25 protein-coding genes and 1 pseudogene are annotated in these 26,705 nt (G+C 60.7%); 15 read left to right on the top strand and 11 right to left on the bottom strand.

Features of this window, described 5'->3' with window-relative positions; all coding sequences use genetic code 11:
• Positions 1–4: 4 nt before the first annotated feature.
• The 3 genes from KFS80_RS24165 to KFS80_RS24155 all read right to left on the bottom strand — a co-directional run bounded on the left by KFS80_RS24165 (position 5) and on the right by KFS80_RS24155 (position 3,825).
• A complete protein-coding gene (locus tag KFS80_RS24165) occupies positions 5–2,848 on the bottom strand; it encodes a class I adenylate cyclase (RefSeq protein ID WP_212546204.1) in 2,844 nt (947 codons plus the stop codon).
• A gap of 182 nt (positions 2,849–3,030) precedes the next feature.
• Positions 3,031–3,276: a TIGR02647 family protein gene (locus KFS80_RS24160; protein ID WP_008084565.1), complete on the bottom strand. Its 246-nt coding sequence runs from the start codon at positions 3,274–3,276 to the stop codon at positions 3,031–3,033.
• Positions 3,277–3,534: 258 nt separating this feature from the next.
• The gene (locus KFS80_RS24155) at positions 3,535–3,825 is read right to left on the bottom strand and encodes a hypothetical protein (RefSeq protein WP_150648999.1); all 291 of its coding nucleotides are present in this window, start codon (positions 3,823–3,825) and stop codon (positions 3,535–3,537) included.
• Positions 3,826–3,948: 123 nt separating this feature from the next.
• On the opposite strand from KFS80_RS24155, the gene KFS80_RS24150 reads away from it, so the two are divergent.
• Positions 3,949–4,608, top strand: coding sequence for a glutathione S-transferase family protein (locus KFS80_RS24150; protein ID WP_212546203.1), 660 nt, complete (start codon positions 3,949–3,951; stop codon positions 4,606–4,608).
• Positions 4,609–4,737: 129 nt separating this feature from the next.
• Here the strand turns inward: KFS80_RS24150 and argH are convergent, their stop codons facing one another.
• Entirely contained in the window at positions 4,738–6,132 is a 1,395-nt protein-coding gene (gene argH, locus KFS80_RS24145) for an argininosuccinate lyase (protein ID WP_008084559.1), read from the bottom strand.
• Between the two features lie 272 nt (positions 6,133–6,404).
• Here argH and KFS80_RS27375 point away from each other — a divergent pair.
• The 8 genes and pseudogenes from KFS80_RS27375 to KFS80_RS24110 all read left to right on the top strand — a co-directional run.
• A pseudogene (locus KFS80_RS27375) lies at positions 6,405–6,608 on the top strand (sensor histidine kinase); the annotation flags it as partial.
• Positions 6,605–7,351: a LytR/AlgR family response regulator transcription factor gene (locus KFS80_RS24140; RefSeq protein ID WP_212546202.1), complete on the top strand. Its 747-nt coding sequence runs from the start codon at positions 6,605–6,607 to the stop codon at positions 7,349–7,351. The pseudogene KFS80_RS27375 and the gene KFS80_RS24140, both read left to right, overlap by 4 nt.
• A gap of 138 nt (positions 7,352–7,489) precedes the next feature.
• A complete protein-coding gene (gene hemC, locus KFS80_RS24135) occupies positions 7,490–8,431 on the top strand; it encodes a hydroxymethylbilane synthase (protein WP_159814389.1) in 942 nt (313 codons plus the stop codon).
• Entirely contained in the window at positions 8,428–9,189 is a 762-nt protein-coding gene (locus KFS80_RS24130; RefSeq protein ID WP_212546201.1) for a uroporphyrinogen-III synthase, read from the top strand. The genes hemC and KFS80_RS24130 overlap by 4 nt, the downstream gene beginning before the upstream one ends.
• Positions 9,190–9,205: 16 nt before the next feature.
• Positions 9,206–10,348 carry a uroporphyrinogen-III C-methyltransferase gene (locus tag KFS80_RS24125; RefSeq protein WP_212546200.1) on the top strand — a complete coding sequence of 381 codons (1,143 nt, stop codon included), beginning with the start codon at positions 9,206–9,208 and terminating at the stop codon, positions 10,346–10,348.
• Complete coding sequence (locus tag KFS80_RS24120; protein ID WP_212546199.1) at positions 10,345–11,583, top strand: heme biosynthesis protein HemY; 1,239 nt, start codon at positions 10,345–10,347, stop codon at positions 11,581–11,583. Before KFS80_RS24125 ends, KFS80_RS24120 begins: the two co-directional genes overlap by 4 nt.
• Positions 11,584–11,802: 219 nt before the next feature.
• Complete coding sequence (locus KFS80_RS24115) at positions 11,803–12,354, top strand: disulfide bond formation protein B (protein WP_212546198.1); 552 nt, start codon at positions 11,803–11,805, stop codon at positions 12,352–12,354.
• 184 nt (positions 12,355–12,538) lie between these two features.
• Positions 12,539–12,997: an Rsd/AlgQ family anti-sigma factor gene (locus KFS80_RS24110; RefSeq protein WP_053124949.1), complete on the top strand. Its 459-nt coding sequence runs from the start codon at positions 12,539–12,541 to the stop codon at positions 12,995–12,997.
• A gap of 58 nt (positions 12,998–13,055) precedes the next feature.
• On the opposite strand, the gene KFS80_RS24105 is transcribed toward KFS80_RS24110, so the two are convergent.
• Entirely contained in the window at positions 13,056–13,721 is a 666-nt protein-coding gene (locus KFS80_RS24105; RefSeq protein ID WP_159814381.1) for an FKBP-type peptidyl-prolyl cis-trans isomerase, read from the bottom strand.
• A gap of 193 nt (positions 13,722–13,914) precedes the next feature.
• Here KFS80_RS24105 and KFS80_RS24100 point away from each other — a divergent pair, with 193 nt between their 5' ends.
• A complete protein-coding gene (locus tag KFS80_RS24100; protein WP_212546197.1) occupies positions 13,915–15,159 on the top strand; it encodes an AlgP family protein in 1,245 nt (414 codons plus the stop codon).
• Here KFS80_RS24100 and KFS80_RS24095 read toward each other — a convergent pair.
• On the bottom strand, positions 15,156–15,617 hold the full coding sequence (locus KFS80_RS24095) for a TIGR02444 family protein (protein ID WP_212546196.1): 462 nt from the start codon (positions 15,615–15,617) through the stop codon (positions 15,156–15,158). The two genes, KFS80_RS24100 and KFS80_RS24095, sit on opposite strands and share 4 nt — an antisense overlap.
• Before the next feature lie 50 nt (positions 15,618–15,667).
• Here KFS80_RS24095 and KFS80_RS24090 point away from each other — a divergent pair, with 50 nt between their 5' ends.
• The 3 genes from KFS80_RS24090 (at position 15,668) to rhtB (ending at position 18,944) form a co-directional block, all read left to right on the top strand.
• Positions 15,668–17,578: an ATP-binding cassette domain-containing protein gene (locus KFS80_RS24090; RefSeq protein WP_212546195.1), complete on the top strand. Its 1,911-nt coding sequence runs from the start codon at positions 15,668–15,670 to the stop codon at positions 17,576–17,578.
• The gene (locus KFS80_RS24085) at positions 17,578–18,159 is read left to right on the top strand and encodes a mechanosensitive ion channel family protein (protein WP_016985893.1); all 582 of its coding nucleotides are present in this window, start codon (positions 17,578–17,580) and stop codon (positions 18,157–18,159) included. Before KFS80_RS24090 ends, KFS80_RS24085 begins: the two co-directional genes overlap by 1 nt.
• 152 nt (positions 18,160–18,311) lie before the next feature.
• Positions 18,312–18,944, top strand: coding sequence for a homoserine/homoserine lactone efflux protein (rhtB, locus tag KFS80_RS24080; RefSeq protein ID WP_053124937.1), 633 nt, complete (start codon positions 18,312–18,314; stop codon positions 18,942–18,944).
• 196 nt (positions 18,945–19,140) lie between these two features.
• Here the strand turns inward: rhtB and KFS80_RS24075 are convergent, their stop codons facing one another.
• From KFS80_RS24075 to KFS80_RS24055, 5 genes are all read right to left on the bottom strand, one after another.
• Positions 19,141–19,887, bottom strand: coding sequence for a hypothetical protein (locus KFS80_RS24075; RefSeq protein WP_053124935.1), 747 nt, complete (start codon positions 19,885–19,887; stop codon positions 19,141–19,143).
• A 3-nt stretch (positions 19,888–19,890) separates the two neighbouring features.
• Positions 19,891–20,478, bottom strand: a complete 588-nt coding sequence (lpoB, locus tag KFS80_RS24070; protein ID WP_016772610.1) for a penicillin-binding protein activator LpoB — start codon at positions 20,476–20,478, stop codon at positions 19,891–19,893.
• Between the two features lie 36 nt (positions 20,479–20,514).
• Positions 20,515–20,889, bottom strand: a complete 375-nt coding sequence (locus KFS80_RS24065; protein WP_007911131.1) for a YcfL family putative periplasmic lipoprotein — start codon at positions 20,887–20,889, stop codon at positions 20,515–20,517.
• Positions 20,890–20,904: 15 nt separating this feature from the next.
• On the bottom strand, positions 20,905–22,299 hold the full coding sequence (locus KFS80_RS24060; protein WP_159814374.1) for a COG3014 family protein: 1,395 nt from the start codon (positions 22,297–22,299) through the stop codon (positions 20,905–20,907).
• 195 nt (positions 22,300–22,494) lie between these two features.
• Positions 22,495–23,898: a COG3014 family protein gene (locus tag KFS80_RS24055; RefSeq protein WP_212546194.1), complete on the bottom strand. Its 1,404-nt coding sequence runs from the start codon at positions 23,896–23,898 to the stop codon at positions 22,495–22,497.
• Between the two features lie 178 nt (positions 23,899–24,076).
• Between KFS80_RS24055 and KFS80_RS24050 the strand changes: the two genes are divergently transcribed.
• Together KFS80_RS24050 and KFS80_RS24045 are read left to right on the top strand one after the other, a co-directional pair.
• Positions 24,077–25,975: an FTR1 family protein gene (locus tag KFS80_RS24050; RefSeq protein WP_159814370.1), complete on the top strand. Its 1,899-nt coding sequence runs from the start codon at positions 24,077–24,079 to the stop codon at positions 25,973–25,975.
• Between the two features lie 134 nt (positions 25,976–26,109).
• Positions 26,110–26,565 (top strand): YaiI/YqxD family protein, encoded by a 456-nt coding sequence (locus KFS80_RS24045; RefSeq protein ID WP_212546193.1) that lies wholly within the window; start codon positions 26,110–26,112, stop codon positions 26,563–26,565.
• Positions 26,566–26,705 lie beyond the last annotated feature (140 nt).

Here is a 26,705-nt window from a genome sequence, read left to right as displayed (position 1 = left end):
TGCCTCAGACCTGTTCGAGCGCCTCGTTCAGTGCGCGCTCCAGGTCAGCCTTGTAGCGCAGATACAAATTGCTTGAACTCTGCCCGTCGCCGAGCAGGCCCGAAAGGTCGAGGTCGGTGATGTAGCAGCGGTAGCGCTCGGTCTCGCGACGCTGCTCGACGATCTCCCGGGCGACCACGCTGAACAGCTGGTCGCCATGTTCCAGCTCGCTGAATTCCCGTTGATTGCAATACAAAGTGACCTGCACTTCGCCCGGTGCGGCTTTGCCGACGATCGCCTGCACGTCGTAGAACGGTTTGTTGACTGGCGTTTGCGGCGCGGGCCGTGCTTCGACCCGGCGCGCGCGCCCGGGGCCCGAAGGCAATAACTGGTAATACAAAGTTTCGAGGGCAGCGTCTGGGCCTGCATCCATCGACAGCACGGCTTCGCGGCGGAACAGGATCGATTGCAGAAACCGCTGCAACGGCACCAGCAGACTTTGTTCATCGTGATACGGCAATCGTTGCAGCCACAGCGCATTGAATTCATCCAGCACGTACAACTCGGCCTGTTGCTCAGTGATCCGGTAGAACACCTGAATGCATTCCGGCTGGCCCATCGGCAGGATCAAGGCGAGGTCGTGCTCCTCCAGCGCCATCGGATCCAGATGCAGCGGGCTATAACGCGGCTGTTCTTCGCCGAGGTAATCGAGCAACGCCGGCAGCGTGGCGAGGGCGACGTGGTTGACCTGGCCCGCCACCAATTCCAAAACGTGATAGTGCTGCTGCACCTGAATCAGGTAACGATGATTCAGGCCGCTGAGCAGCAGGTTCTGCGCGGTGTCGACGATCTCTTCGACGCGGCGGGCAATGAACTGTGCGCGGTTATGACAGAAGCAGCGCACCTTTAATTTCGGCTGCTGCGGCCCGCGCGGCAGGTTGTTGAGGTAGTCGCGCAGACAGTCGAGCAAGGCGTGTGGGCCGTCGAAACGGTTGACCAGCACTTCGTTCCAGCTGTTGAGCGTGACCTGATCCAGGGTCAGCACCAGATTCTCGCGCACGCCGGCGTAGCTCAGCGAGTCGGTGCGTTCGGTGGTCATCAGGATGTTGAGATCGCGGTGATGCTTGAGCGGGTCGATGCCGACGTTGACCAGCATCAGCACTTCGCTGGGCACCGCGGCGCGCAGCAACGGGATTTCGTCGACCGTGGGCAAGGGCAGGGCGATGCACTGTTGCAGGCTGCCGAGCAGGTTGAACAGCTCGAACTCGCTCATGTCACTGGTACCGGGGTGCAGCGCCAGGCGCGTGCTGCTGTCGATCACGCCATTGCGATGGCTCCAGGTCAGCAGTTCAAGCAACTCGCGGCTGCGTTTGATCGGTGCGAAATGCTCCCATTCCTGCGCGGTAAGGCTGCCGTTGTACAGGCCCCACTGGGTTTGCCCGGGTTCCTTTTTGTTGCGCGATTGCACCAGCGTCAGGGTGTCTTCGGCCAGGTCCGGGGCGATGCCGGGGTTGATGAACTCGACCTTGTCGGCCTTGCGTTCAAACGCCGCGTACAACCGTCGGCCGAGCACATTGAGGTCACGCTTGTTGATCAGGCTGACGGTTTGCTCGGTGCGGGCGAATTGGGTCAGGAAGCGATAGCTGTAATTCAGCTCGCTGACCAATGCGCGGCGTTCGGCGCTGACCTGACGAACTTTCCACTGGCTGCGGCTATCGAGCAGCGCCAGCTGCCGCTGATCCCAATGCCATTCGCTGGCCAGACGTTCGAGCAGCGAGCGCTGCCAGCTCTGCGTGCGGCTGTTGCCGGTGAGCTTGCGATTGACCTTCAAGTACAGCGCGCGCCGCACCAGTTCCAGACGCTCCGGCTCATTGCGCGCCTTGAGGTATTCCTCGATGCGCCGGTACACAACCATGTACGGATCCAGTTCATCCAGATCCAGTTGATTGGCGAACACGGCTTTTTTGAAGCGCAGGCTCAGGCACTGCACTTTCGGGTGCTCGCTGGCGTAGACCTCGGTCAGCAGCAGTTTGAGCACCGATTTGTACGGCGACTCGATGCCTTTGAACAACTGCCACAGCCCGGCACCAATGAATTCCCCCGGCGGAATCGCCGCCAGATGGCCGAGGTCGAGGGTTTCGTCGGCGCGAATAAAGCGCTTCGACAGCAGGGTGTGGGTGTAAACGTCGTAGGCGGTTTCTTCGTAAACCGGCACCAGCCACCAGATCGGCGTGCGCCCGGCCAGCCAGATCGCCGTGCGATAAAACTCATCCAGCAGCAAATAGTGCTGGGTGGTGCCGCAGTTTTCCGAGCTGAGCTGGTTGTCGCGTTCACCTTTGACGAAGCGCACCGGGTCGATCAGGAAGAAATGCGCCTCGGCGCCCTGGCTCGCCGCCCAGGCTTCAAGCAACTGGCATTTCTTGCTCAGCTCACTGAGTTCGCTTTCGCTCAGATCCGGCGCGTGGCAGACCCACACGTCCATGTCGCTTTGATCGGCCTGCGCCAGCGTGCCGAGGCTGCCCATCAGGAACAGGCCGTGAATTGGTCGCGGCGGGTTGCTGCCGTGGCGCGGCTTATAAGAAAACGAGCGAGTCAGGCGTTGGGCTTCAGCGAGCACATTGGCGTCCGGCTCGTAATTCGACAGGCCGGCCGGCGCACTGCCCGAGACGTAACCCGGCAGCAGCGGATGATTGACGTGGAAGAACAGCGGCAACAGCGTCAGCACGCTCTGTTGGCGCGGCGACAACCCTTCGAGGGCGCGGCCAAGGCGGCCTTCATTGAGTTTGAGAAACCGCGCGCGCAGCTGGCTGAGAACCTTGCGGTCAATTCCCTCGTCCAGGTCGGGGCGGATTTCGTGGGTGCGCGTCATGTCAGCTCAAACCGGCTCGCAGGCTCGGACGTAGAGGGTCTCGGAATGTCAGGCAGTTTAGCCTTAGGGCAGCGGGACTTTTAAGCTGAATTTGTTTTTTGACGTCAGATTTCTACCGTTTCGCCCGCACAGGCCCGCGGAAATCCCGTGGCAGGAGTTCCCGTGGGCGAAGTCGGGTGGAATCAGGCGGTTTCTTGCTCTCTCAGAATGGTCAGCACGGTTTGCACATTTTGCGCAGCATCGCGACCGAGGCTGGTCAGATAACCGCCATCGGGCTGATCCGTCAGGTCTTTTTCAAAGAGGCGTTTAGCGGCAGAGATATGTTTCGGGGCAGCGGTCTGATGAATTTTCAAACCTTCCTGGGAACTGTCCAGGGGAAAGAGTGCGAGGACTTCCAGTTCGGCAACCAACTCAGGGGTAAGCGACATAAGGACTCCAGACTTTCTAGGAATTAGACGACAGCGCCCCTAAGGTGAACCCGCTTTTGCGGCATGTCCAGTGCTCAGATCAGGGATTTTGTCGTGAGGCGGATTCCAGTGTAGTCCGGGCCCGGCAGAAGGCTGGATGGATGCGTAACAAACCATGTGGGAGCGGGCTTGCTCGCGAAAGCGGTAGATCTGCCAACAATGATATTGACTGGCCCGACGCTTTCGCGAGCAAGCCCGCTCCCACAAGGGGCGGTGTTGTTACTGCTTTTCCGGTGGAAGTTCTGGCAATGCACGCAGGGCCGCTTCGTACCATTCAGTATCAAATGCGCGGTCTTCATCGAGCATCGCGTCAATCTCGTAGGCCAGCACGTGGGCCATCAGATTGAGGATTTCTTCGCGCTCGACGCCGACCAGGGTCAGTTTGTTGAACGTCGCTTTGGCGGCCGGCGGGTTGTCGCTTTCGATCTGGTTTTCGATGGCTTCGATCAACGTCGCTTCGGTGAACTCTTCTTCGTCGTTGTCATTGTCGATGTCTGTCGGCTCGCTCATGGCAGGCTCCTCAAGGAAAGGCGCCAGTTTACCCGCATTCAGCGGCGTGATGCTGCTGGCGGGATTGGCCTGAGCGATCTATAAACAGGCACTGCCCACCCCGCACGGCCTGGAGGCTATGTGATGCTCAAGCTCTACGGATTCTCAGTCAGCAACTACTACAACATGGTCAAACTGGCGCTGCTGGAAAAAGGCCTGCCGTTCGAAGAGGTCACCTTCTACCCGACGCCAACCCCGGAATCACTGGCTATCAGCCCGCGCGGCAAAGTCCCGGTGCTGGGCGTGGACGCCGGTTTCATCAACGAAACCGCGATCATCCTCGAATACCTCGAACTGACCCAAAAAGGCACACCGCTGCTGCCGAGCGATCCGTTCGAACGTGCGCAAGTGCTGGCGATTGCCAAGGAAATCGAGCTGTACATCGAATTGCCGGGCCGCGCCTGCTACGGCGAAGCGTTCTTCGGCATGACCATGCCGGACGCGATCAAGGAAAAGACCAAGTCTGAATTGCTATTGGGTTTTGCCGCACTGGGCCGTCACGGCAAATTCGCCCCGTACGTGGCGGGCGACAGTCTGAGCATTGCCGATTTGTACTTCCTCTACAGCGTGCCGCTGGCCTGTGCGGTCGGGCATAAACTGTTCGGGATCGATTTGCTGGCGGAGATGCCGCAGGCGAAGGCGCTGCTGGAGCGGCTTGAGCAGAATCCGCATGTGCAGAAGATTGCGGCGGACAAAGAAGCGGCGATGCCAGCGTTTTTGGCGATGATCGCTGCCAAGAAGTGAGATTTGTAGTGTTGTGAAGGACGCCTTCGCGAGCAAGCCCGCTCCCACATTTGGATTTATGTTGTACACAGAATCTGTGATCGACATAAATCCCCTGTGGGAGCGGGCTTGCTCGCGAAGCTTTTTCTTTTAGCGGCTGGCGATCAGCGCCTGACCGCGAACTACAGCAGCCTTGACCTGCGCCGGCGCAGTCCCGCCGATATGGTCACGGGCATTCACCGAGCCTTCCAGGGTCAGCACGGCAAACACATCCTGCTCGATCTGATCGCTGAACTGACGCAGTTCTTCCAGGCTCATCTCGGCCAGATCCTTGCCAGTGTCCACGCCGTATTTCACCGCATGACCAACGATCTCGTGGCAATCACGGAACGGCAGGCCACGACGCACCAGATAATCCGCCAGGTCGGTCGCGGTGGAGAAACCACGCAGCGCCGCTTCACGCATGATCGCGTGCTTCGGTTTGATCGCCGGGATCATGTCGGCAAAGGCGCGCAGCGAGTCGCGCAGGGTGTCGGCGGCGTCGAACAGCGGCTCTTTGTCTTCCTGGTTGTCTTTGTTGTAGGCCAGCGGCTGGCCTTTCATCAAGGTCAGCAGGCCCATCAAGGCACCGAACACACGGCCGGTCTTGCCACGCACCAGTTCTGGCACGTCAGGGTTTTTCTTTTGCGGCATGATCGAGCTGCCGGTGCAGAAACGATCCGGCAGATCGATGAACTGGAACTGCGCGCTGGTCCAGAGCACCAGCTCTTCGGAGAAACGCGACAAGTGCATCATCGCGATACTCGCGGCCGAGCAGAATTCGATGGCGAAGTCGCGATCGGAAACGTTGTCCAACGAGTTGCCGCCGACGGCGTCGAAACCGAGCAGTTGTGCGGTGTATTCGCGGTCGATCGGGTAGGTGGTGCCTGCCAGCGCAGCGCTGCCCAGCGGCATGCGGTTGGTGCGCTTGCGGCAGTCGACCAGACGCTCGTAATCGCGGCTGAGCATTTCGAACCAGGCCAGCATGTGGTGCCCGAAGGTCACTGGCTGCGCGGTCTGCAGGTGAGTGAAGCCGGGCATGATGCTTGCGGCTTCGCGCTCTGCTTGCTCCAGCAGGCCTTTTTGCAGGCGGGTGATTTCGGCGAGGATCAGGTCGATCTCGTCACGCAGCCACAGGCGGATGTCGGTGGCGACCTGGTCGTTACGGCTACGCCCGGTGTGCAATTTTTTACCGGTGACGCCGATGCGATCGGTCAGGCGTGCTTCGATGTTCATGTGCACGTCTTCGAGGTCGATGCGCCAGTCGAACTGGCCGGCTTCGATTTCGCCCTGAATGGTGTTCAGGCCGTCGATGATGCTGTCGCGCTCGGCATCGGTCAGCACGCCGACCTTGGCCAGCATGGTGGCGTGGGCGATCGAGCCCATGATGTCGTGGCGATACAGGCGCTGGTCGAAAGTGACGGAGGCGGTGAAGCGGGCGACGAAGGCGTCGACGGGTTCACTGAAGCGGCCGCCCCAGGACTGATTGGTCTTGTCAGTGCTCATGAATTCGCTCGTATCGGCTTGAAGAAAAAAGGCGTGAAACGCTGGCGCGGATAATAACAGGGTTGCCAATCCTGTCGTTGACACTGGTCGATACGTTTTTTTCTCATCGAACCGGCCATAGTCGGCACTGCTCCCGGGGGATTTGCGTAAGGATATTTTTCGATTGAGCAATATCGGCCCGACGAGCGTCTACAGTAGGACATAAGGGTCGGCGCGACTTTGGATCGCGCAAAGGTCTGGCCGCCGACTATAAGAAGAGGGGGTGGGTGTAATTGTCCTTCGGCAATCCCTGCGAAAAACGCGAGAAACAGCGGGCTTTGAGCGGTACGACGCGGACTCTGGCAAATATTGCTGGCCGACGTACGGCACTTTTTGGCGCTCGGGCTAGTCTTAGCGTGGATCGCGGTGACGGACGTCACTTCACCTGTCTACGCTATCCTTGTGCGAGACTCACGCAGGAATCCAGCGCAATATGAATGTCCTGATCGTTGATGACGAACCACTGGCTCGCGAGCGCCTCAGCCGAATGGTGAGCGAGCTCGAGGGTTATACAGTTCTGGAGCCCAGCGCCACGAATGGCGAGGAGGCGTTGGCATTGATCGACAGCCACAAGCCGGATATCGTCTTGCTCGATATCCGCATGCCAGGCCTAGATGGCCTGCAAGTCGCTGCCCGTCTGTGCGAACGAGAAACGCCGCCCGCCGTGGTGTTTTGCACCAGCCCCGATGAATTTGCCGTGGAAGCCCTGCAGGCCAGCGCCGTGGGCTATGTGGTGAAACCCGTGCGAACTGAACATCTGCATGACGCCCTGAAACGGGCAGAACGTCTCAACCGGGCGCAACTCTCGGCCCTGACCCGTCCCGCTGCCGAAAGTGGCACCGGCCCGCGCAGCCACATCAGCGCCCGCACCCGCAAAGGCATCGAACTGATCCCGCTGGATCAGGTGGTCTATTTCATTGCCGACCACAAATACGTGACCTTGCGCCACGAGGCCGGCGAAGTGCTGCTTGATGAGCCGCTCAAGGCTCTCGAAGATGAATTCGGCGAACGCTTTGTGCGGATCCACCGCAACGCCTTGGTCGCCCGCGACCGCATCGAACGTCTGCAACGCACGCCGCTGGGGCATTTCCAGCTGTTCCTCAAAGGCCTCAATGGTGATGCGCTGATCGTCAGTCGTCGGCACGTGGCCGGCGTACGCAAAATGATGCAGGGCCTGTAAGCCGGACTTTTTCGGCGGCTCACTGTTCTTTTCACCGGGCATGGCAGGCCAGGGAGGCCGCGCCGAGGCTGATTCAAGTCAAAGTGGATTTGGCTGAGCTGTTATTATCCGCCGTATCTATTCAGTACGGATTGATCCATGTCCTCTCGCGAAATCCGCATCGCCACCCGTAAAAGTGCGCTGGCCCTTTGGCAGGCCGAATACGTTAAAGCCCGTCTGGAAGCGGCCCATCCGGGCCTGCTGGTGACGCTGGTGCCCATGGTCAGTCGCGGCGACAAGCTGCTCGATTCGCCACTGTCGAAAATCGGCGGCAAGGGTCTGTTCGTCAAAGAACTGGAAACCGCGCTGCTCGAAAACGAAGCCGACATCGCCGTCCACTCGATGAAAGACGTGCCGATGGACTTTCCTGAAGGCCTCGGTCTGTTCTGCATTTGCGAGCGCGAGGACCCGCGCGATGCCTTCGTTTCCAACACCTATGCCAGCCTCGATGCGTTGCCTGCCGGCGCCATTGTCGGCACGTCGAGCCTGCGTCGTCAGGCGCAATTGCTGACGCGTCGCCCGGATCTGCAAATCCGCTTCCTGCGCGGTAACGTCAACACGCGTCTGGCCAAGCTTGATGCCGGTGAGTACGACGCGATCATCCTCGCCGCGGCCGGTTTGATCCGCCTCGGTTTCGAAGAACGCATTACCTCGGCGATCAGTGTCGATGACAGCCTGCCGGCCGGTGGCCAGGGCGCGGTCGGCATCGAATGCCGCAGCGCTGACACTGAAATCCACGCCTTGCTCGCACCGCTGCATCATGCCGACACCTCGTCGCGCGTGACCGCCGAACGTGCCCTCAACAAGCATCTGAATGGCGGCTGCCAAGTGCCGATCGCCTGCTACGCCGTGCTGGAAGGCGAGCAGTTGTGGTTGCGCGGTCTGGTCGGCGAGCCGAGCGGTGGCTTGCTGCTCAGCGCTGAAGCTCGCGCACCGCGTGCCGACGCCGAAGCGTTGGGCGTGCGGGTCGCCGAAGACTTGCTGAGCCAGGGCGCAGCCGAGATTCTCAAGGCAGTCTATGGCGAGGCAGGTCACGAGTGACCGCTTGGCGCCTGCTGCTGACGCGCCCTGCGGAAGACTGTGCGGCGCTGGCGGAGACGTTGGCGGCGCAGGGTGTTTTCAGTAGCTGCTTGCCGCTTCTGGACATTGTTGCGCTGCCGGTCTCTGACAATATTCGTCAGGCGATGGCGCGCTTGCAGAGTTGTAACGCGGTGATCGTGGTCAGCAAACCGGCGGCACGCATTGCGCTGGATCTGCTCGGCGATTCGTCTGCGCTAACGATGCCTTGGTTCAGCGTCGGCGCGGCGACCGCACAGATTCTGCGCGAGCATGGCCTCGACGTGAGCTTCCCGGACGATGGTGATGACAGCGAAGCCTTGCTGCAATTGCCGCGTCTGCGTGAAGCGGTCAGCCAGCCCGGCGCGCAGGTGATGATCCTGCGTGGCGAGGGCGGGCGCGAGCTGCTTGCCGAGCGTCTGCGCGCGCTAGGTGCTAGTGTCGAATATCTGGAATTGTATCGACGCGACCTGCCAGCGTACGCGCCGAAAGAGCTGCCACGGCGGTTGCAAGCGGAACGCTTGAACGGGCTGGTGGTCAGCAGTGGACAGGGTTTTGAGCACCTGCGCGAAATGGCCGGCGATGCCTGGCCGGAAATTGCGCAATTGCCGTTGTTTGTACCAAGCCCGAGAGTCGCCGAGCTGGCACGTGCCGCCGGGGCTCAAACAGTTGTGGATTGCCGCGGCGCGAATGCCGCGGCTTTGCTGACGGCGTTACGGGAAAATCCCGGGCCCGTTCTCTAATGCAAAGGATGGATACGTGAGCGAAACAGCCTTGCCTAAAGATGATGTCCAGCCTGTGATCGATGCTCAGGTTGAAACTCCACCGCCGGCCAAAGAGCCGCGCCGAGGCAATGGACTGGCCATCGTCGCCCTGTTGCTTGGCGCAGCCGGCGTCGCGATCGGTGGCTGGGGTGTCTGGCAGGTGCGTCACCTGCAGACCAACACGCAAGCGCAGTCGGGTGAAGTGCAGGCGCTGAACGATCAGGCGCAGACCCTTAAGCTCAACGAGCAACGCCTGACCGAACGCCTTGCGCAGTTGCCGGGCGCCGACGAACTTGCCGAACGCCAGCGTCTGGTGACGCAGCTTCAGGGCGATCAACAGCGCCTCAATCAACGTCTGGAAACCGTCCTCGGCGCAAGTCGCAAGGACTGGCGTCTGGCCGAGGCCGAGCATCTGCTGCGTCTGGCCAGCCTGCGCCTTTCAGCGTTGCAGGACATCAGCAGCGCTCAGGCACTGGTGCAGGGTGCCGACGAAATCCTCCGCGAACAGAACGATCCGGGCGCCTTCGCGGCCCGCGAGCAAGTGGCCAAAACCCTCGTCGCCCTGCGCAGCACCGAGCAGCCGGATCGCACCGGATTGTTCCTGCGCATCGGTGCACTGCGTGATCAGGTGGTCGGGCTCACCGAGCTGGCGCCCGAGTACAAGGATCGCGGCGAATCGCTGCTGGGTCTGACCGCTGACGGTGACGGCGCCAGTCGTTGGGCGCAGTGGTGGGATCAGGTCTCGCGTTACATCCGCATCGATTTCAATGCGGATAAAAACGTGCGGCCGCTGCTGGCCGGGCAGAGTCTGAGCCAAGTGCGTCTGGCCCTGAGCCTGGCGTTGGAGCAGGCGCAGTGGGCGGCCCTCAATGGTCAGGCGCCGGTTTACACTCAGGCCATGGCCGAAGCGCGCGATGTGCTCAAAGGCAATTTCAACCCGGACAACCCGCAAAGCAAAGTCATGCTGGAACAGGTTGGCGAGCTGAGCAAAGAACCGGTCACCGTCAACACGCCGGACATGACCGGCACCCTGAGTGCAGTGCAAGGCTATCTCGAACGCCGTAACGTCAACGCTGAAGAATCGGTGAAACCGTTCGCCAAACCTGCCGCGAATGCTGCGCAGGAGGCCACGCCATGAAACGCCTGTATGTGATCGTGTTTCTGGTGATCGCGGCGACGGCAGCGCTGGGGTTTGCGGTGGCGCAGCATTCCGGTTACGTGCTGATCGCCTACAAGAGCTTCCGCTATGAAGCGAGCCTGTGGGCAACGCTCGGGCTGATCGCGGTGTTGTGGCTGCTGATCTGGGGCATCAAGGCCTTGGTTGAATTGGTGATGGCTTCCAGCGGTGTGGTCAATCCTTGGTCGCGACGCAATCGCAGCCGTCGTGTGCAAGTGGCGATCGAGCACGGTCAGCTGGATCTCGCCGAAGGTCGTTGGGCCAGTGCGCAGCGGCATCTTTCTCGCGCCGCCGAGGCCGAGCGTCAGCCACTGCTGTACTACCTCGGTGCCGCCCGCGCGGCCAATGAGCAAGGCAATTACGAAGAATGCGATCGTCTGCTGGAGCGCGCACTGGAGCGTCAGCCGCAAGCCGAGCTGGCGATTGCCCTGAGTCATGCGCAGTTGCAGACCGATCGCGGCGATACCGACGGTGCGCTGGTCACCCTGCAAGCCATGCACGAACGCCATCCGCACAACGCGCAAACCCTGCGCCAATTGCATCGCCTGCATCAGCAGCGCGGCGATTGGTCGGCGGTGATTCGCCTGCTGCCAGAGCTGCGCAAAGACAAAGTGCTGCCGCCGGCTGAACTGTCTGAACTGGAGCGTCGTGCCTGGGGTGAAAACCTCTCGCTGGCTGCGCACCGCGAAGAAAACGGCACCGTGGGTTTGCAGTCGCTCCAGCGGGCGTGGCAGCAACTCACTTCGGCTCAGCGTCAAGAAGCGCCGCTGGTGCTGGCCTACGCCGAACAACTGCGTCAGCTGGGCGCTCAGGTCGAGGCGGAAGAAGTGCTGCGCACCGCGCTCAAGCGCCAGTACGACAGTCATCTGGCGCGTCTCTATGGTCTGGTGCGCGGCAGCGATCCGGCGCGTCAGTTGCAGACCGCTGAAGGCTGGCTCAAGGAACATCCAAATGATCCGAGCTTGCTGCTGACCCTCGGCCGTCTGTGTCTGCAGACCAGTCTGTGGGGCAAGGCGCGCGACTATCTGGAAAGCAGCCTGCGCGTGCAGCGCAACCCGGAAACCTGTGCGGAGCTGGCGCGTCTGCTGGCGCAGCTCGGCGACACCGATCGCAGTAATCAGCTGTTCCAGGAAGGCCTAGGCCTGCTCGATGAGCGTCTGCTTGCTGCGCCATTGCCGGTGCCGGCGCGCGTCTGAATCGACGAGGGAGTTCGCTCCCTCGTGTAGGTTTCCCGACCGAATAATTCCCCGCAAATGGGCGCCAGAGGCAAAGTCCTACGAGCGCCTTCTTCATTTCCTTCCTGCCCTGTCGGGTTTTCCCTACACCTTTGCCGAAGTGTCGGCAGCCCCTTGCCTTGAAAGGCTTACGCGCTTTCCTCTACCGTAACTACCTGTCTCCACTGTTACGGAAAAGCCATGTCGTTGGCCTGCTCACGCTCCTTGTTTTTCATGGCTTTCACTGCGGGGGCCGTTGCCCTGGGAGCTTCCTATTACCTCGAATACGCGATCGGGCTGGCGCCGTGCAGCCTGTGCCTGGTGCAGCGTTTGTTCCTGACGCTGCTGACGGCCGTCTGCGGTTTGGCGGCGGTACATGGCCCGCAACGTGTCGGTCTGTCGCTCTATTGGCTGGCGGCGCTGGGTGCCTGTCTGGTGGGCACGACGGCGGCCTGGCGGCAGGTGCTGTTGCAGAGTGATCCGCTGTTGCAACTGGTGGAATGTTCGCCCGATCCCGAGACCCTTTTCAGCCGCTTGCCATGGCTGTGCGCAACACTGCGGATGTTTAACGGCAGCGCCGATTGCGCCGAAATTTCCTGGACGCTGTTTGATTTGAGCATCCCGGAATGGAGTTTGCTGTTCTTTGTCGGGGTGTCGATTCTGGCGTTTTATCAACTGCTGCGGCTGGTCTGCAACGCTCTGCAACGACCGCTCAGCGGCGAAGCGTCGCACCAAGGGCTGGTCAGGGATTAAACACTTGTATGAACTTTATCTCCTGCGTACCTTGATGCCATAGGCGCGCGGGCATAATCTGGCCCGCACGTGTCATTGGAATTATGTTGCTCGATGACGCTCTGCCCGGCCGCCCTCCAAGCGATAAACCAGAAGAGAGGCGCGGGTGTAGAGCAGCATGACCCACAAGGGAAGAGAGATCGCCATGCTCGAAAGTTGTCAGAATGCTCAGGAACGTTGGGGTGGAGTTCATCTGCTGATCGACCGCTGGTTGCAAGAGCGTGAAGATCTGATCGGTGCCTACGACAATCTCGGTGCACAGCCTGAGTCGCTGTCCGAGAGCCGCAAGCCTTTGCAGGAATTCTGCGGCGTGCTGGTCGATTATGTGTCGGCCGGGCACTTCGAAATCTACGAACAGCTGACTGGCGAAGCCAAGGCGTTCAACGACAAACGCGGTCTGGAGCTCGCCGAGACAATCTACCCGCGCATCGACGTGATCACCGAGAAGCTGCTCGCGTTCAATGACCTTTGCGATGAAGGCAAATGCGTTGCCGAGAAATTCAAGGAGCTCGGTGGTTTGCTGCACGAGCGCTTCGAACTCGAAGACTGCCTGATCGAAGTGCTGCACACAGCACACAAGGAAGAAGATCCGGTTCAGGCCTGATTCTTTCCTCCGATCAAAAAAACGGTGCGCCCAAAGCGCACCGTTTTTTATTGCCTGCTCAACTGCTCGCGCCGCGCAACTCCACTTCAAATACCAGCGGTGTAAACGGTGCGATCAAGTCGCCGGCACCATCAGCGCCATAGGCCTGATCCGATGGAATCACCAAACGCCATTTCGCCCCCACCGGCATGTTTTGCAAAGCGCTGCGCCAGCCGGCGATCACGCTGTCGAGGTTGAACCATTGCGGCTGAGTGTTCTGATCGAACACGGTGCCGTCCGGCAAGCGACCGACATACAACACCTGCACTTTTCCATCCGGGCCGGCCTTGGTGCCGGTGCCTGGCGCGAGCTCGGTCAGCAGGATGCCATCGGCCAATTCCTTCACGCCCGGTTTGGCTTTTTCAGCGGTGAGAAAACGCTGTTCGTTTTCCATCGCGGCATCGCTCGAAGGCTGTGTCGAGTGCTCGGCATTTTGCGCTTCGTGGTCGGCCAGAACCTGTTCGATACGCGCTTCACTCAGCGCCAGCGGCTTGCCTTGATACGCCTGCTGCAAGCCCTCGACCAATGCCTGAATCTGTAGCTGCGGGACTTCCTGACGCAGCCGTTCGCCCAGGCTGGCACCGAGGCTGTAGGCCAGATCGTGAGCATCGTTCGCGGTGGATTTTTCGTCAGCGTGGGCTGCAGAAAAGATCACGCAGAGGGATAAAAAAAAGTAGCGCGACATGGTCACTGCTCCGTCCTGAATTGCGCTGGATTATGCCAGCGCAAACGTCTGCAACGGTGAACTGCTTTTGCCTTTGTGCAGAACATTTTCACTTCGTTGCAACGCAACTGTTTCGATACTGTCAACATGACCTAGCGGCGGTGTCAGCAGAGGTCTAGTATGAGCCGCACTCACGTCAGCCAGGAGGTAAACCATGTCGGCCACCAAGAAGCCTGTAAACACTCCGTTGCACTTACTCCAACAACTCTCGGGCAGCCTGCTCGAGCATTTGGAAAACGCTTGCTCGCAAGCCTTGGCTGATGCTGAAAAACTGCTCGCCAAGCTGGAAAAGCAACGCGGCAAGGCGCAAGAAAAACTGCACAAATCCCGCACCAAATTGCAGGACGCAGCCACTGCCGGTAAAGCCAAGGCACAGACCAAAGCCAAAGGCGCAGTGAAAGAACTGGAAGACCTGCTCGATGCGCTGAAGGATCGTCAGTCCGACACCCGCAGCTACATTCTGCAACTCAAGCGCGATGCCCAGGAAAGCCTGAAACTGGCCCAGGGTGTTGGCCGCGTTCAAGAAGCAGTGGGCAAGGTATTGTCGACTCGCTCGGCCAAACCAGCGGCGGCACCGGCGAAGAAAGCTGCTGCAAAACCTGCTGCAGCCAAAGCTCCGGCGAAAACTGCGGCGGCCAAGCCTGCTGCAAAAGCGGCTGCTAAATCCGCTGCCAAGCCTGCTGCAAAAGCACCGGTGAAAGCCGCTGCAAAACCAGCTACCAAAGCGGCTGCAAAACCTGCTGCGAAAAAACCTGCTGCGGCGAGCGCTGCAAAACCAGCAGCTAAAACCACAGCGGCAAAACCTGCTGCGCGGACTGCCGCTGCCAAGCCGGCTACCCGTGCCGCTGCTGCTAAACCAGCTGCGAAGCCAGCCGCTGCCAAAGCTGCTCCAGCGAAAACCGCCGCTGCTAAACCGGCCGCCAAACCTACTGCCAAAGCTGCGGCAAAACCTGCTGCTAAAACTGCCGCTGCAAAACCCGCTGCCAAGACTGCCGCTAAACCAGCAGCAGCCAAACCTGCGGCAAAAGCGCCAGCCAAAGCTGCTGCAAAACCGGCTGCCAAACCAGCCGTGAAAGCCGCCGCCAAACCGGCAGCCAAGCCAACCGCTAAACCGGCCGCTGCTGCCAAACCAGCGACTGCTGCTGCCAAGCCTGCTGCTGCAAAAGCAGCCGCCAAGCCAGCTGCGAAACCTGCCGCAAAACCGGCCGTTAAAAAGCCAGCCGCTGCCAAACCAGCTGCGGCCAAACCGGCTACCGCGCCAGCCGCCAAACCTGCCGCACCGGCAGCGTCGGCTGCGCCAGCCGCACCCGCTCCAGCCGCTACGACCTCGACGCCATCGACTGCGCCATCGCCAGCCGCTGTGTCGAGCACCAGCAACAACCCAACCAGCGCTTCCTAAACGCCGGTCGCCGCGACGCGCAGCACTTGCAGCGCGTCGCGGTTCGGGTTGGCCGCCGTGCCGGCCAAGCCTTCAAGCCAGGTCATCGAACCTGCATCGTTTCGCGTCCATTCCTGCGCCACACCTTCAAGCCGTGACAGCAACGCTCGCTCAGCTTCCAGCTCAAGTGATTTGATCTGCTCGCGCATGCCTTTCAACACCGCGTCATCCAACGCCCGTGCTTTCCATTGCATACGCAGTGTCCGCAGCGGTTGCACCACTTCGATATCCCAAGGCTCGGTGAGCGCCTGAAGTTCGCTGACGCGTTGTTCATCGCAGGTCACCCCGCGTTGCTCCAGCCATAAACCGCACAACAGCAGGCACACGTTCGCGCCCGCCGTTTGCAGTTGCAGGCAGGCGTCTTCCACGCCCGGACGGGCGTAGGTGGCAAGGGAAAAGCTCCACAGGTCAGAGGACATCGTGCTACTCGCGCCAGTTGTGAGCGAAGCTGGTAGACTCCGCCGCCATTATGATCCGACTTCAGAACCTGACTTTACAGCGTGGCCCGCAACGTCTGCTAGAAGACGCCGAGCTGACCCTGCACGCCGGCCACAAAGCCGGCCTCATCGGTGCCAACGGCGCCGGCAAATCGAGCCTGTTCGCCTTGATTCGGGGCGAACTGCACCCCGACTCGGGTGATTGCTTCTTGCCGGCTGACTGGCGCATCGCCCACATGCGCCAGGAAATCGAGACGCTCGAGCGCCTTGCCGTCGACTATGTGCTCGATGGCGACCTGCGTCTACGCGAGGTGCAACGTGACCTCGCCGCTGCCGAGGCCGCGCATGACGGTGCCGCTCAGGCCCGCCTGCACTCGGAACTCGACAGCGCCGACGGTTACACCGCCGATGCGCGGGCGCGCAAGTTGCTCGCCGGTCTCGGTTTCACCAACGAGCAGATGGATCGTCAGGTCGGGGATTTCTCCGGTGGCTGGCGGATGCGTCTGAACCTGGCGCAAGCGCTGATGTGCCCGTCGGATTTGTTGCTGCTCGACGAACCGACCAACCACTTGGACCTGGACGCCATCATCTGGCTCGAAGAGTGGCTGAAAAACTACCCGGGCACTTTGCTGCTGATTTCCCACGACCGTGATTTCCTCGACGAAGTCGTCGATCACGTCGCGCATGTCGATCAGCGCAAGATCACCCTCTACCGTGGTGGCTACACCGCGTTCGAGCGCGCCCGTGCCGAGCGTCTGGCCCAGCAGCAGCAGGCCTACGAGAAGCAGCAGGCGCAACGTGCGCACATGGAAAGCTACATCGCCCGCTTCAAGGCGCAAGCCACCAAGGCCCGTCAGGCGCAGAGCCGGATCAAGGCCCTGGAGCGGATGGAAGAGTTGTCGGCAGCTCACGTCGATTCGCCGTTCGACTTTGTCTTCCGCGAGTCGACGAAAATCTCCAGCCCTCTGATCGACCTGTCCGATGCGCGTCTGGGTTACGGCGACAAAACCATCCTCGAGAAGGTCAAGCTGCAACTGACCCCGGGTGCACGGATTGGCCTGCTCGGGCCGAACGGCGCGGGTAAATCGACGCTGATCAAGAACCTCGCCGGTGAGCTATCGCCGATCGCCGGGCGCCTGACCCGTGGTGAAAACACCGTGGTCGGCTACTTCGCCCAGCATCAGCTCGACTCGCTGGACTCCAAGGCTAGCCCGTTGCTGCACATGCAGCGTCTGGCGCCGAGCGAACGCGAGCAGACCCTGCGCGACTTCCTCGGCGGTTTCGACTTCCGTGGCGCGCGCATTGATGAGCCGGTGCTGAATTTCTCCGGTGGCGAAAAGGCACGTCTGGCTTTGGCGTTGATCGCCTGGGAACGCCCGAACCTGCTGCTGCTCGACGAACCGACCAACCACCTCGACCTGGAAATGCGCCTGGCGCTGACCATGGCGCTGCAGGAATTCAGCGGCGCGGTATTGGTGGTATCTCACGATCGGCACTTGCTCAAGAGCACCACCGATAACTTCTACCTGGTCGCGGACGGCAAGGTCGAAGAATTCGATGGCGACCTCGAAGACTATGCGCGCTGGCTGGTGGAATACCGTCAGCGCAACGCGCCGGTCAGCAACACTCCGGTCAACCCGGACAAGACCGACAAGAAGGCTCAGCGTCAGGCTGCCGCTGCTCTGCGTCAGCAACTGGCACCGCACAAGCGTGAAGCTGACAAGCTTGAAGCTGAACTGGGCAAGCTCCACGAGAAGCTCGCCAAGGTCGACGCCAGCCTCGGCGACAGCGACATTTACGAGCCGGCGCGCAAGAACGAATTGCGTGATCTGCTCGCCGAACAGGCCAAACTGAAGGTTCGCGAAGGCGAGCTGGAAGAGGCGTGGATGGAAGCCCTCGAAGTGCTGGAAAGCATGCAGGCGGAGCTGGAGGCGCTGTCCTGATGGAAGCGTTCAAGCTGCCGCTGCCGGCGGTGTGGGTCGAGCCGATCTGGTTCACCGTGCAGATTCTGCTGATCCTGCTCGCCGGCTATCTCACCCAGCGCTTCGTTGCCAAAGGCCTGACCCGACTGGGCGAGCGCTATCCGTTCCCGCCGCAGTTGCTGATGCCGCTGCGCGGCGTGTTGCGCTGGCTGATCATGGGCAGCGCGCTGATCTTCGTCTTGGAGCGCCTCGGTGTCTCGGCCACGGTGTTGTGGACGGCGCTGTCGGGTTTCGTTGCGGTGGCGGCGGTCGCGTTCTTTGCGATGTGGAGTGTGCTGTCGAACCTGCTCTGCGCGATTCTGATCTTCACGGTCGGGCCGTTTCGGCTGGGGGATATCGTTGAGTTGGTGGATACCACGGACAAGCCTGGGGTGAAGGGGCGGGTGGTGGCGATCAATCTGCTCTACACCACGCTGATCGAGGCGGAAGAGTTGGGGACTGGCAGCGCGATGGTGCAGGTACCGAACAGTTTGTTCTTCCAGCGCTCTGTGCGGCGTTGGCGCGGGACGGATGTGTTTCCGTCTAGCGGGTTTGAGAAGTAGGGGTTCAAGCAAGATCAAAAGATCGCAGCCTGCGGCAGCTCCTACAGGGATCGCATTCCAATGTAGGAGCTGCCGGAGGCTGCGATCTTTTGCTTTTAGCCCCAAACCGCATTAGCTTGAGCGTCTGTCACGATTCAGATGCGAGGTGTGCGATGGAGCTTCAAACATGGCTGGCGTTTTTTGCCGCCTGCTGGGTGATCAGTCTGTCCCCGGGTGCTGGCGCCATTGCGTCGATGTCCAGCGGTCTGCAATACGGTTTCTGGCGTGGTTACTGGAACGCGCTCGGCCTGCAAATCGGTCTGGCCGTGCAGATCGCGATTGTCGGCGCCGGTGTGGGCGCGATTCTGACTGCTTCGGCCACAGCCTTCCACGCGATCAAATGGTTTGGTGTCGCTTACCTCGTGTATCTGGCGATCAAGCAATGGCGCGCGCAGCCCATGGACATGAGCGATGACGCAGCGGTGCGTCCGATCGGCAAGCCGCTGGCATTGGTGTTCCGAGGCTTTCTGGTGAACATCAGCAACCCCAAGGCCCTGGTGTTCATGCTCGCGGTGCTGCCGCAGTTCATCAATCCGCATGCGCCGCTGCTGATTCAGTACGTGGTGATTGGCGTGACGATGGTCTGCGTCGACCTGATCGTGATGGCGGGTTACACCGGTCTGGCGTCGAAGGTGCTGCGCCTGTTGCGCACACCGCAGCAGCAGAAACGCATGAACCGCACGTTTGCCGGGCTGTTCATCGGCGCGGCGGCGTTTATGGCGACGCTGCGCAAAGCAGCGGCGTAAAGCGCTCGGGCACAAAAAAGGCGACCTCAAGAGGTCGCCTTTTTTATTGCCCGGTCTGGCGAGTGAGCTTTTGTGGCGAGGGGATTTATCCCCGTTGGCTCGCGCAGCGGGCCCTCTTGATCTTAAAAGAGGGGGCCGCTGCGCAGCCCAACGGGGATAAATCCCCTCGCCACAGGGAAGCATTTCTCCAAATTAATCAGCGCAGGATCACCGGCGCGGTATCACGCGGTAAATTGTTGCGCTGCGGTGCTTCACGCGGCTGTTCATAACCGTCGCCACCACCGAGCTGCATGCTCAGTTGCCCGGCCACGTCCTCACCCAGCGCCTTCGACACGTCACGCACCACCCGTGGGCGGTTCAGCGAGATCTTGATGTCGCGGTGGTTCACCAGTTTGGTGTCCTGCGCTTCGCCCATCGCTGTGAAGGCCGAAGTGATCTCGAAAGTCTTGGTATTGATCAGGCTGAAATCCGCCACCAACGTCAAAGCCAGCACCGCCGAATAGCTGTCGGTGTTCGCCAGTTCGTTGATGTCCTGGGTGAAGTCGATGTCCGACACGGTACCGAACAGCACGTAGTCGGCGCCCTTGAAGTTGCCGGCCTTGATCCGCTTGATCACGTCGTAGACGTCACCCTTGGACGACGCGGTGTACGGCGTGCCCTGCACCAGCTGGAACATGCCGGTACGCAGAATTTCACCCTTGATGTCGCCGGTGAATTTACGCAGCTCGCCTTGTTCGATGTAGCTGGTGCTCGCTTCGATCTCGTTGTAGCTCGAAGAGCCGCTCGCGCTGTAGTAACCCTCGCGGTGGCTGCTCTGCGCCGAAACGATGTGGATGTATTGCTCCACGCGTTCCTGATACGCCAGATCCGTTACCGCGACTTTCGGGGCCGCTTGCACGCTGAACGCGCAAGCCAGGGCCATCATGCCAATCCATGCGCGCATCAATTAACGCTCCGTGGTTTTGCGAATCTCTTTTTCGTCCATCCACTCGGCCAGACCGCTTTCAACGTCGATCAATTGCAGGCTGAATTTGTAGAAGACGTCCTTGTAGTCGCTGCTGCGCTTGACGATCGAGCTGATCGAACCTTCGATGCGGTACTTGGCGGCAACCATGTTGCCAGTCTTGGCCACGGTGCTCTTCTTGTACAGACCGCTCTGGTTTTGCAGCTTGAGCTGGTCAACCTGGCTCTGCATCGCATTGTTGTCGCTGGCGAAGCGGGCTACGCCGGTCTTCATCAGCTGAGTCTTGATGCTGGTGGTGATTTCGCGGGTGTCGATGTACTCGCTGGTCTTGTTCTTCACGTCGTAGACCTGAACCACCGGACGGCCCTGCAGGATGCCGGACTGGGCCAGCGAGCGGGTCATCGATTCGGCGATCATTTGCAGGTCGGTCGAACCGAATTCGTTGGTCACGGTTTCAACCGCTTTGGTGTCGCCGTAGCTGATGTTCTTGCTGCCCAGGGTCGGCGAAGTATTGGCGCAACCGGAGGCCAGCAGGGCGATGACGGCGATGCAGGAAAAGCGTGCAAACATGGGAGTGCTCTCTAAATCAGGAATAGGGTGGCGGGCTTACGGCGTCTTGATTTCCAGACGGAAGTCCACGGCTTTCGGGGTCGGGGCGATGCCCTGAATGAAGCTGGTCTGGGCGCCGTACATCATTTGGCTTTTCCAGACTTCTTCTTCGGCGATCGGGAAACCTTCCGCACCGAGCCAGGCGAAGCGGTAGTAGAAAATCTTGTTGCTGTTGAGGGTGTTGCTCAACTGCACATTGACCGTCATGAAACCGTTTTCGCGGGCGACGCGCATGGCGCCGACGACGATGTGTTTCTGCGGGCCCATGGCCACGACTTTGCTCGCGGCGCTGCCCGGCTCAGGCGGTGGCGGGGTGGCGCAGCCGCTGGCCAGCAAGGCGAGGGCGGCGACGGCGATGAGTTTGAAGCGCATGCAAAGACTCCGTTCTTAAGGTTGTTTGAGGCTGGCGACGTTGGTCGCGCTGGCGCTCGGCATCACGTGGGCGGCGATACCGCCGGCGAACACCTGGTTGCCGACGGCGCGCAGGCTGATCACTTGATAACGCTGATCGATGGTGACCTTGACCACCGAGCCGCCGACGGCGCTCGGCAGGGTGACCTGATGCTCACCTTTCTTCAAGCGCAGACGCACCACCTGGGTGTTGTCCGGCAGGGTGCGCCACGTACGGGTATCGGCACCTTCGAGCACAGCTGAAGAAATACCCACGGCGAGACCGGCCAGCGGGCTGGTTTCGTTGAGTTTCTTTTGCGCCACACCTTTGGTGATCGCGCGCACGGTGGTGCGTACGATGATGCCCGGCATGTCATCACGCAGGGCGCGGCGGGACATGGCGGTGGTGCTGTTGAGTGCGGTCAGATTCACTTGCTGACCGTCGACGCCGATCTGCGCAAAAGTCGCAGTGGAGGTATCCGCTTTGATGATCGGGAACGACAGCGGGGTGATCACCACGTTGTTGGCAATCGGCAATGGCAGCGGAATGCGGATCGAATCACGCGCCGGGGCCAGACCGCTTTGCACCACGATCAGGATGTCGCTGTCATCGGACTTCGACGGCTTGTCGAGGTCGATCAGCGCTTGTTCCAGCAGTGGCGTGTTCGGGCGCAGTTCGGCGGCTTTGCGGTAGCCCGGCGCGGCGAGGTCTTTTTCGCCCAGCGCTTCGTAAACGTAGCCGGCCAGGTAGTGGCTGAACGCACTCTGATAGCTGTTTTTCAGGCCGACCACTTCCGGCGCGTCGAGGCTGGCGACCGGGTAACCCTGCAGGTCTTTGTACTGCGTCTTGACGCCTTCTTTCTCGGCCTCTTCTTCGCTCTTGAGGTATTCCTTGTCGCGCAGGTCGGCGATCACCGCTTCACGTTCGTGAGTCTTTTTGATCGCGGTGCGGGCGCCGTCGAAATCGTTGACCGCCAACAGGTTCAGGGCCATCTGCGTGGTCAGCATGACTTTTTCGTAGTCGTAGCCTTCGTAGCGACGCACCTTGTCGTTGACGATGAAGCTGCCGAACTGGGCCAGGTACTTGCCGGTGTCGAGCTTGACCGAATCTTCCCACTGACCGACCACCACATCGGCGCTGGTCCAGGCGTTCTGGCTGCCGGACAGGTCGCCCTTGGCGCGCAACAACTCACCTTTCTCGAAGTAATAGAGCAGGTCTTTGTCCGCGCTGGAGTTGTTCTTTTCCAGCAGGGTCAGCGCCGCGTCGACGTTGCCGGAGGCCAGTTGCTGGTTGGTCTGGGCCAGTTCCGAATCGTAATTGCGAAAGGCCGAACAGCCGGACAGCAGAGTGACGGCGCTGAGCGCGATCAAAGTGGGGGCGCGGAATGCCATGGGGTGACGTCTTCCCTGAGTGCAGATAAATGCAGCCGCGTGTGCTGGTCGGGCTGTTGTGACCGATCGACAGTGGCGCTGGCCTCCTGCCAATTCCTCATAACCAGAGGAGCTTTAATGCCGTTTCGCCATAGCGAAGGCGCGGCATTATAAGCGCGGGATGATGGCCATGTGATAGCTTTTTAATTGCATATGTCAGTCAGGTGCCATTACGGCCGCTGCCGGTGTTTCGGGGAACAGCCACGACGATCCGATGAAAAAGCCCTGATACAAAAAGACCCGCAGGCTCAATAGCTGGTGGCTTTGGTCGATGCGCACGGTCAGGCCGCCCTCCGCACCTTCGTAGGGAAAACGCACGCGGTGCAGGCCTTTTTTCAGGCGCAGCCGGGCGACCAGGGTTTTGTCCGGCAGGGTGCGCCAGGTGCGCGTGTCAGCCTCTTCGAAAGGGTCGGGATCGGTGACTACCAGCGAAGCCTTGGAAGGATCGCGCTCGTTCTTTTCCGCCTGGCCGATGGCGGCCATGTTGGCGCGGAACATCGCCCGCGAAATGATCTGCGGCATGTCATCGCGCAAGGTACGCATGGCCATGTCGGTAACGCTGTTGATCATCGTCAGTTTCTGCTGTTTACCGTCGACGACGATATGCGTCAGGGGCGGCGTGAGGGTGTCGGGGAGCATCACCGGAAACGAGATCGGCGCAACTATCGTCAGGTTATCGTTGAGGCGCACCGGAATCGGCACTTGCACCGAGCTGCGCGCCGGGGCGAAACCGCTCTGCACCACGATCAGAACTTCGCTTTCATCATCGTCCGGCCCGGGCTTGTCGAGATTGCGCAACGCGCTTTCGAGGAAGGGCACGCCCGGCCGCAACTCGATCGCCTGACGATAACCCGGCGCCGCGAGCGTGCGTTCGCCCAAGGCTTCATAGGTGAAACCGGCCAGATAATGGCTGAACGCACTTTGGTAACCGTTCTTCAGCTCGATGACCTGTGGGGCGTCGAGGACGGCGACCGGGTAGCCTTGCAGGTCTTTGTAATGCAGCTTGATCCCTTGCTGCTTGGCTTGCTCTTCAGCCTCTTCGTATTGCCGTTCGCGCTGGCGGGCAATCAGGGTTTCGCGTTCGTGGGTTTTCTTGATGTCGGCGCGGGCCCCGTCGAAATCGGTGTCTGCCAATTGATTGAGGGCCATCTCGGTGGTCAGCATGACCTTTTCGTAGTCGTAGCCTTCGTAGCGCAGTAGCTTGTCGTTGACCAGCATCGTGCCCATTTCATTGCCGAAACGGGTCAACAGTTTCATGGGCGCGGAGGGCACGGCGTCTTCACGCTGGATAATCATCTGCTCAGCGGTGCGCCAGGCTTCCTGACTTTTTGGCAGGGCGGTGCCAGCGCTGAGAATCGCGCCTCGCTCCAGGTAATACAGCAGATCCTTGTCTTCCCAGGGATTGTTGACCTTCAGCACGTACAGCGCTTCGTTGAGGTCGCCCTTGGCCATCTGGTCGATGGTTTGCTGCATTTCCTCATCGTAATTGCGGTAAGCGGCGCACCCGCTCAGTTGCACGATGGCGCTGAGCAGCAGGAAGAACGGCAGGCAATGGCGCATGGAGACGGGTTCTTCCTTGAACGGCAAAGGCTGGGAGGTGACGCATTATAGGGGCGGTTTGCGCCCGGAAGTGGTCATCGAATTCAGCGCTGAAACATATCAAACACCGACAAAGCTTGAGGGAAATGGCGCCGGAGTGAACAATATGTAACTCTGTATTTCCCCTTGAGACTCCTTCATGACTGCCTCGTCCCGATTTCTGGCCTGGCTGCTGTTCCCTTTGTTTGCCCTGAGCAGCTTCAATCTGCTGGCCGATACCGTGGAAGGCGCGCCACAAGCGCTGCACCTGCTCGATTACATCAGCGCGGATTACCCGCCGACGGTCGAGGCGGGCACAGTTGTCGATGACGCCGAATACCGCGAGCAGCTGGAATTCACCCAAGCGCTGCAAGGCTTGATCGCCGACATGCCGGCCAAGCCTGAAAAGGCTGCGTTGGAGCAGGGCGTCGCCGCGTTGCGTGCGGCCATCACCGCGAAGCAGGACGGCGCTGAAGTCGCCCGTCAGGCGCGGCAACTGGGTGCGAAACTGGCCGTGGCGTATGAAGTCAGTCAGGCGCCGATCATCACCCCGGATCCGACCCGTGGCGCGCCGTTGTATGCGCAGAACTGCTCGGTGTGTCACGGCGATACCGGCCTCGGCGATGGCCCGGCGGGTGTCGGCATGTCGCCGGCGCCGGCCAATCTGCGTGAGGCGGCGCGGATGGATCACCTGAGCCTGTACGCGATTTACAGCACCCTCGGCCAAGGCGTCGAAGGTACCGACATGCCAGCGTTCGCCGATCAGCTCGACGATCGCCAGCGTTGGGATCTGGCCACTTACATTGCCGGCTTCAGCGCCGATGCAGCGGCCGCTCAATCCGAGAAAACCTACAACATCGCCGATCTGGCGCGCCAGACCCCGGCCGAAGTGCAGGGCGCTGAAGGCCCGCAAGCGGCGGCGACTTTCCGTGCGCAGCGAGCGCAACCGCCGCAGGTTAAACGCGGCCCGGCGCAGTTGCTCGACTACACCGCGGCGACGCTGGACAAGAGTCTGGCGGCGTACCGCGCCGGTGAACACGATCAGGCTTACGACCTGTCAGTGGCGGCGTATCTGGAAGGTTTCGAGCTGGTTGAGAGTTCGCTGGATAACGTCGACGCCAACGTACGCAAGGACACTGAAAAATCGCTGATGGCTTATCGTCAGTCGTTGCAGGACGGTTTGCCGGTCGCACAGGCCGAGCAGCGTCTGGACGCGGCTAAGGCCAAGCTGAAGGAGTCCGCCGGGCTGCTTGGCAGCGATGGTTTGAGCTGGTCGCTGAGCTACATCTCCGGTTTGCTGATTCTGCTGCGCGAAGGCCTGGAAGCGATTCTGGTGCTGGCGGCGATTCTGGCCTTCCTGCGCAACACCGGCCAGCAGTCGGCGGTGCGCAGCGTTAACGTCGGTTGGGGCTTGGCGCTGCTGGCCGGCCTCGGCACCTGGGCGTTGGCGGCTTACGTGATCGATGTCAGCGGTTCGCAGCGTGAATTGCTCGAGGGCGCGACGGCGCTGTTCGCCAGCGTCATGGTGCTGTGGCTGGGCGTGTGGATGCACGATCGTCGCCACGCTGCAGCCTGGCAGGATTACATCAAGAGCAGTCTGGTCGGCGGTGGCGGGCGGTTTGGTTTTGCGATCCTCGCGTTCTTCTCGGTGTATCGCGAGTTGTTCGAAGTGATCCTGTTTTACGAAACCCTGTGGCTGCAGGCAGGCCCGGCCGGGCATGACGCGGTACTCGCCGGTGGTGCGACGGCGCTGGTGCTGCTGGTCGGTCTGGCATGGGTGATCCTGCGCGGTTCGGCGAAACTGCCGCTGACGTTGTTCTTCAGCATCAACGCGGCACTGCTCTGCGCGCTGTCGGTGGTGTTTGCCGGGCATGGCGTGAAGGCGTTGCAGGAGGCCGGGATCTTCGGCACGCGGCCGGTGGCGTTCTTTGAGTTTGACTGGTTGGGGATTCATGCCGATGCGTATTCGTTGACGGCGCAAGCGGTGGCGATTCTGGCGATTGTTGTGTTGTATGGGCGTAGTTGGGTGGCTGAGAAGAAGCGGATTTCGGCTGCTTGATTGGGTGATCCCTTAAAAGATCGCAGCCTTCGGCAGCTCCTACAGGGGCCGCGCATGTCGCAATATTGCGGCGCGACGAGCACTCTGTAGGAGCTGCCGCAGGCTGCGATCTTTTGCTTTATGAGGTAAACAAAATGCGTGTATGGATCGATGCCGACGCTTGCCCACGGGCGGCGAAGGATCTGGTGGTGAAATTTGCGCTCAAGCGCCAGTACGAAGTGGTGCTGGTGGCCGGGCAGCCGCAGATCAAGCCGGGGCTGGCCATCGTCAAACTGATCGTGGTGCCGAGCGGGCCGGATGCGGCGGATGATTATCTGGTCGAGCACGCGGTGCCGGGGGAGCTGGTGATTTGCAGCGATATCCCGCTGGCCGATCGGCTGGTGAAGAAGGGCGTGGCGGCGCTGGATCCGCGCGGCAAGGAGTTCGATGCGCAGAACATGGGCGAGCGATTGGCGGTGCGCAACCTGTTCACCGATCTGCGCGAACAAGGCCAGATGAGCGGCGGCCCGGCACCATTTGGCGATCGCGAGAAGCAGGCGTTTGCCAATGCGCTGGACCGGATTCTCACCCGACTGGAGCGCAAGCCCTGAGCCCAACACAAATCCCTTGTAGGAGTGAGCCTGCTCGCGATAGCGGTCGATCATTCAACAGATATGTTGCCTGACACACCGCCATCGCGAGCAAGCCCGCTTGTATGGTAGGACTCGAAGGGGTGGGTGGGACCAAAAGC

The sequence above is a fragment of the Pseudomonas rustica genome, assembly GCF_018336155.1.
In the GTDB taxonomy this organism is placed as follows: domain Bacteria; phylum Pseudomonadota; class Gammaproteobacteria; order Pseudomonadales; family Pseudomonadaceae; genus Aquipseudomonas; species Aquipseudomonas rustica.
Note: the sequence above shows the minus strand (reverse complement) of the source record. Positions and strands in the feature narration are given on the sequence as shown.

Bases quoted from the DNA above. Each gene is read 5' to 3' on its own strand.
- KFS80_RS24095 (WP_212546196.1), bottom strand. From the start codon at position 15,617: ATGTCCTCTGACCTGTGGAGCTTTTCCCTTGCCACCTACGCCCGTCCG.
- KFS80_RS24085 (WP_016985893.1), top strand. From the start codon at position 17,578: ATGGAAGCGTTCAAGCTGCCGCTGCCGGCGGTGTGGGTCGAGCCGATC.
- hemC (WP_159814389.1), top strand. From the start codon at position 7,490: ATGTCCTCTCGCGAAATCCGCATCGCCACCCGTAAAAGTGCGCTGGCC.
- KFS80_RS24090 (WP_212546195.1), top strand. From the start codon at position 15,668: ATGATCCGACTTCAGAACCTGACTTTACAGCGTGGCCCGCAACGTCTG.
- KFS80_RS24100 (WP_212546197.1), top strand. From the start codon at position 13,915: ATGTCGGCCACCAAGAAGCCTGTAAACACTCCGTTGCACTTACTCCAA.
- KFS80_RS24120 (WP_212546199.1), top strand. From the start codon at position 10,345: ATGAAACGCCTGTATGTGATCGTGTTTCTGGTGATCGCGGCGACGGCA.
- KFS80_RS24140 (WP_212546202.1), top strand. From the start codon at position 6,605: ATGAATGTCCTGATCGTTGATGACGAACCACTGGCTCGCGAGCGCCTC.
- KFS80_RS24110 (WP_053124949.1), top strand. From the start codon at position 12,539: ATGCTCGAAAGTTGTCAGAATGCTCAGGAACGTTGGGGTGGAGTTCAT.
- KFS80_RS24155 (WP_150648999.1), bottom strand. From the start codon at position 3,825: ATGAGCGAGCCGACAGACATCGACAATGACAACGACGAAGAAGAGTTC.
- KFS80_RS24055 (WP_212546194.1), bottom strand. From the start codon at position 23,898: ATGCGCCATTGCCTGCCGTTCTTCCTGCTGCTCAGCGCCATCGTGCAA.
- KFS80_RS24160 (WP_008084565.1), bottom strand. From the start codon at position 3,276: ATGTCGCTTACCCCTGAGTTGGTTGCCGAACTGGAAGTCCTCGCACTC.
- argH (WP_008084559.1), bottom strand. From the start codon at position 6,132: ATGAGCACTGACAAGACCAATCAGTCCTGGGGCGGCCGCTTCAGTGAA.
- KFS80_RS24115 (WP_212546198.1), top strand. From the start codon at position 11,803: ATGTCGTTGGCCTGCTCACGCTCCTTGTTTTTCATGGCTTTCACTGCG.
- KFS80_RS24060 (WP_159814374.1), bottom strand. From the start codon at position 22,299: ATGGCATTCCGCGCCCCCACTTTGATCGCGCTCAGCGCCGTCACTCTG.
- KFS80_RS24150 (WP_212546203.1), top strand. From the start codon at position 3,949: ATGCTCAAGCTCTACGGATTCTCAGTCAGCAACTACTACAACATGGTC.
- rhtB (WP_053124937.1), top strand. From the start codon at position 18,312: ATGGAGCTTCAAACATGGCTGGCGTTTTTTGCCGCCTGCTGGGTGATC.
- KFS80_RS24105 (WP_159814381.1), bottom strand. From the start codon at position 13,721: ATGTCGCGCTACTTTTTTTTATCCCTCTGCGTGATCTTTTCTGCAGCC.
- KFS80_RS24165 (WP_212546204.1), bottom strand. From the start codon at position 2,848: ATGACGCGCACCCACGAAATCCGCCCCGACCTGGACGAGGGAATTGAC.
- lpoB (WP_016772610.1), bottom strand. From the start codon at position 20,478: ATGTTTGCACGCTTTTCCTGCATCGCCGTCATCGCCCTGCTGGCCTCC.
- KFS80_RS24075 (WP_053124935.1), bottom strand. From the start codon at position 19,887: ATGCGCGCATGGATTGGCATGATGGCCCTGGCTTGCGCGTTCAGCGTG.
- KFS80_RS24045 (WP_212546193.1), top strand. From the start codon at position 26,110: ATGCGTGTATGGATCGATGCCGACGCTTGCCCACGGGCGGCGAAGGAT.
- KFS80_RS24065 (WP_007911131.1), bottom strand. From the start codon at position 20,889: ATGCGCTTCAAACTCATCGCCGTCGCCGCCCTCGCCTTGCTGGCCAGC.
- KFS80_RS24050 (WP_159814370.1), top strand. From the start codon at position 24,077: ATGACTGCCTCGTCCCGATTTCTGGCCTGGCTGCTGTTCCCTTTGTTT.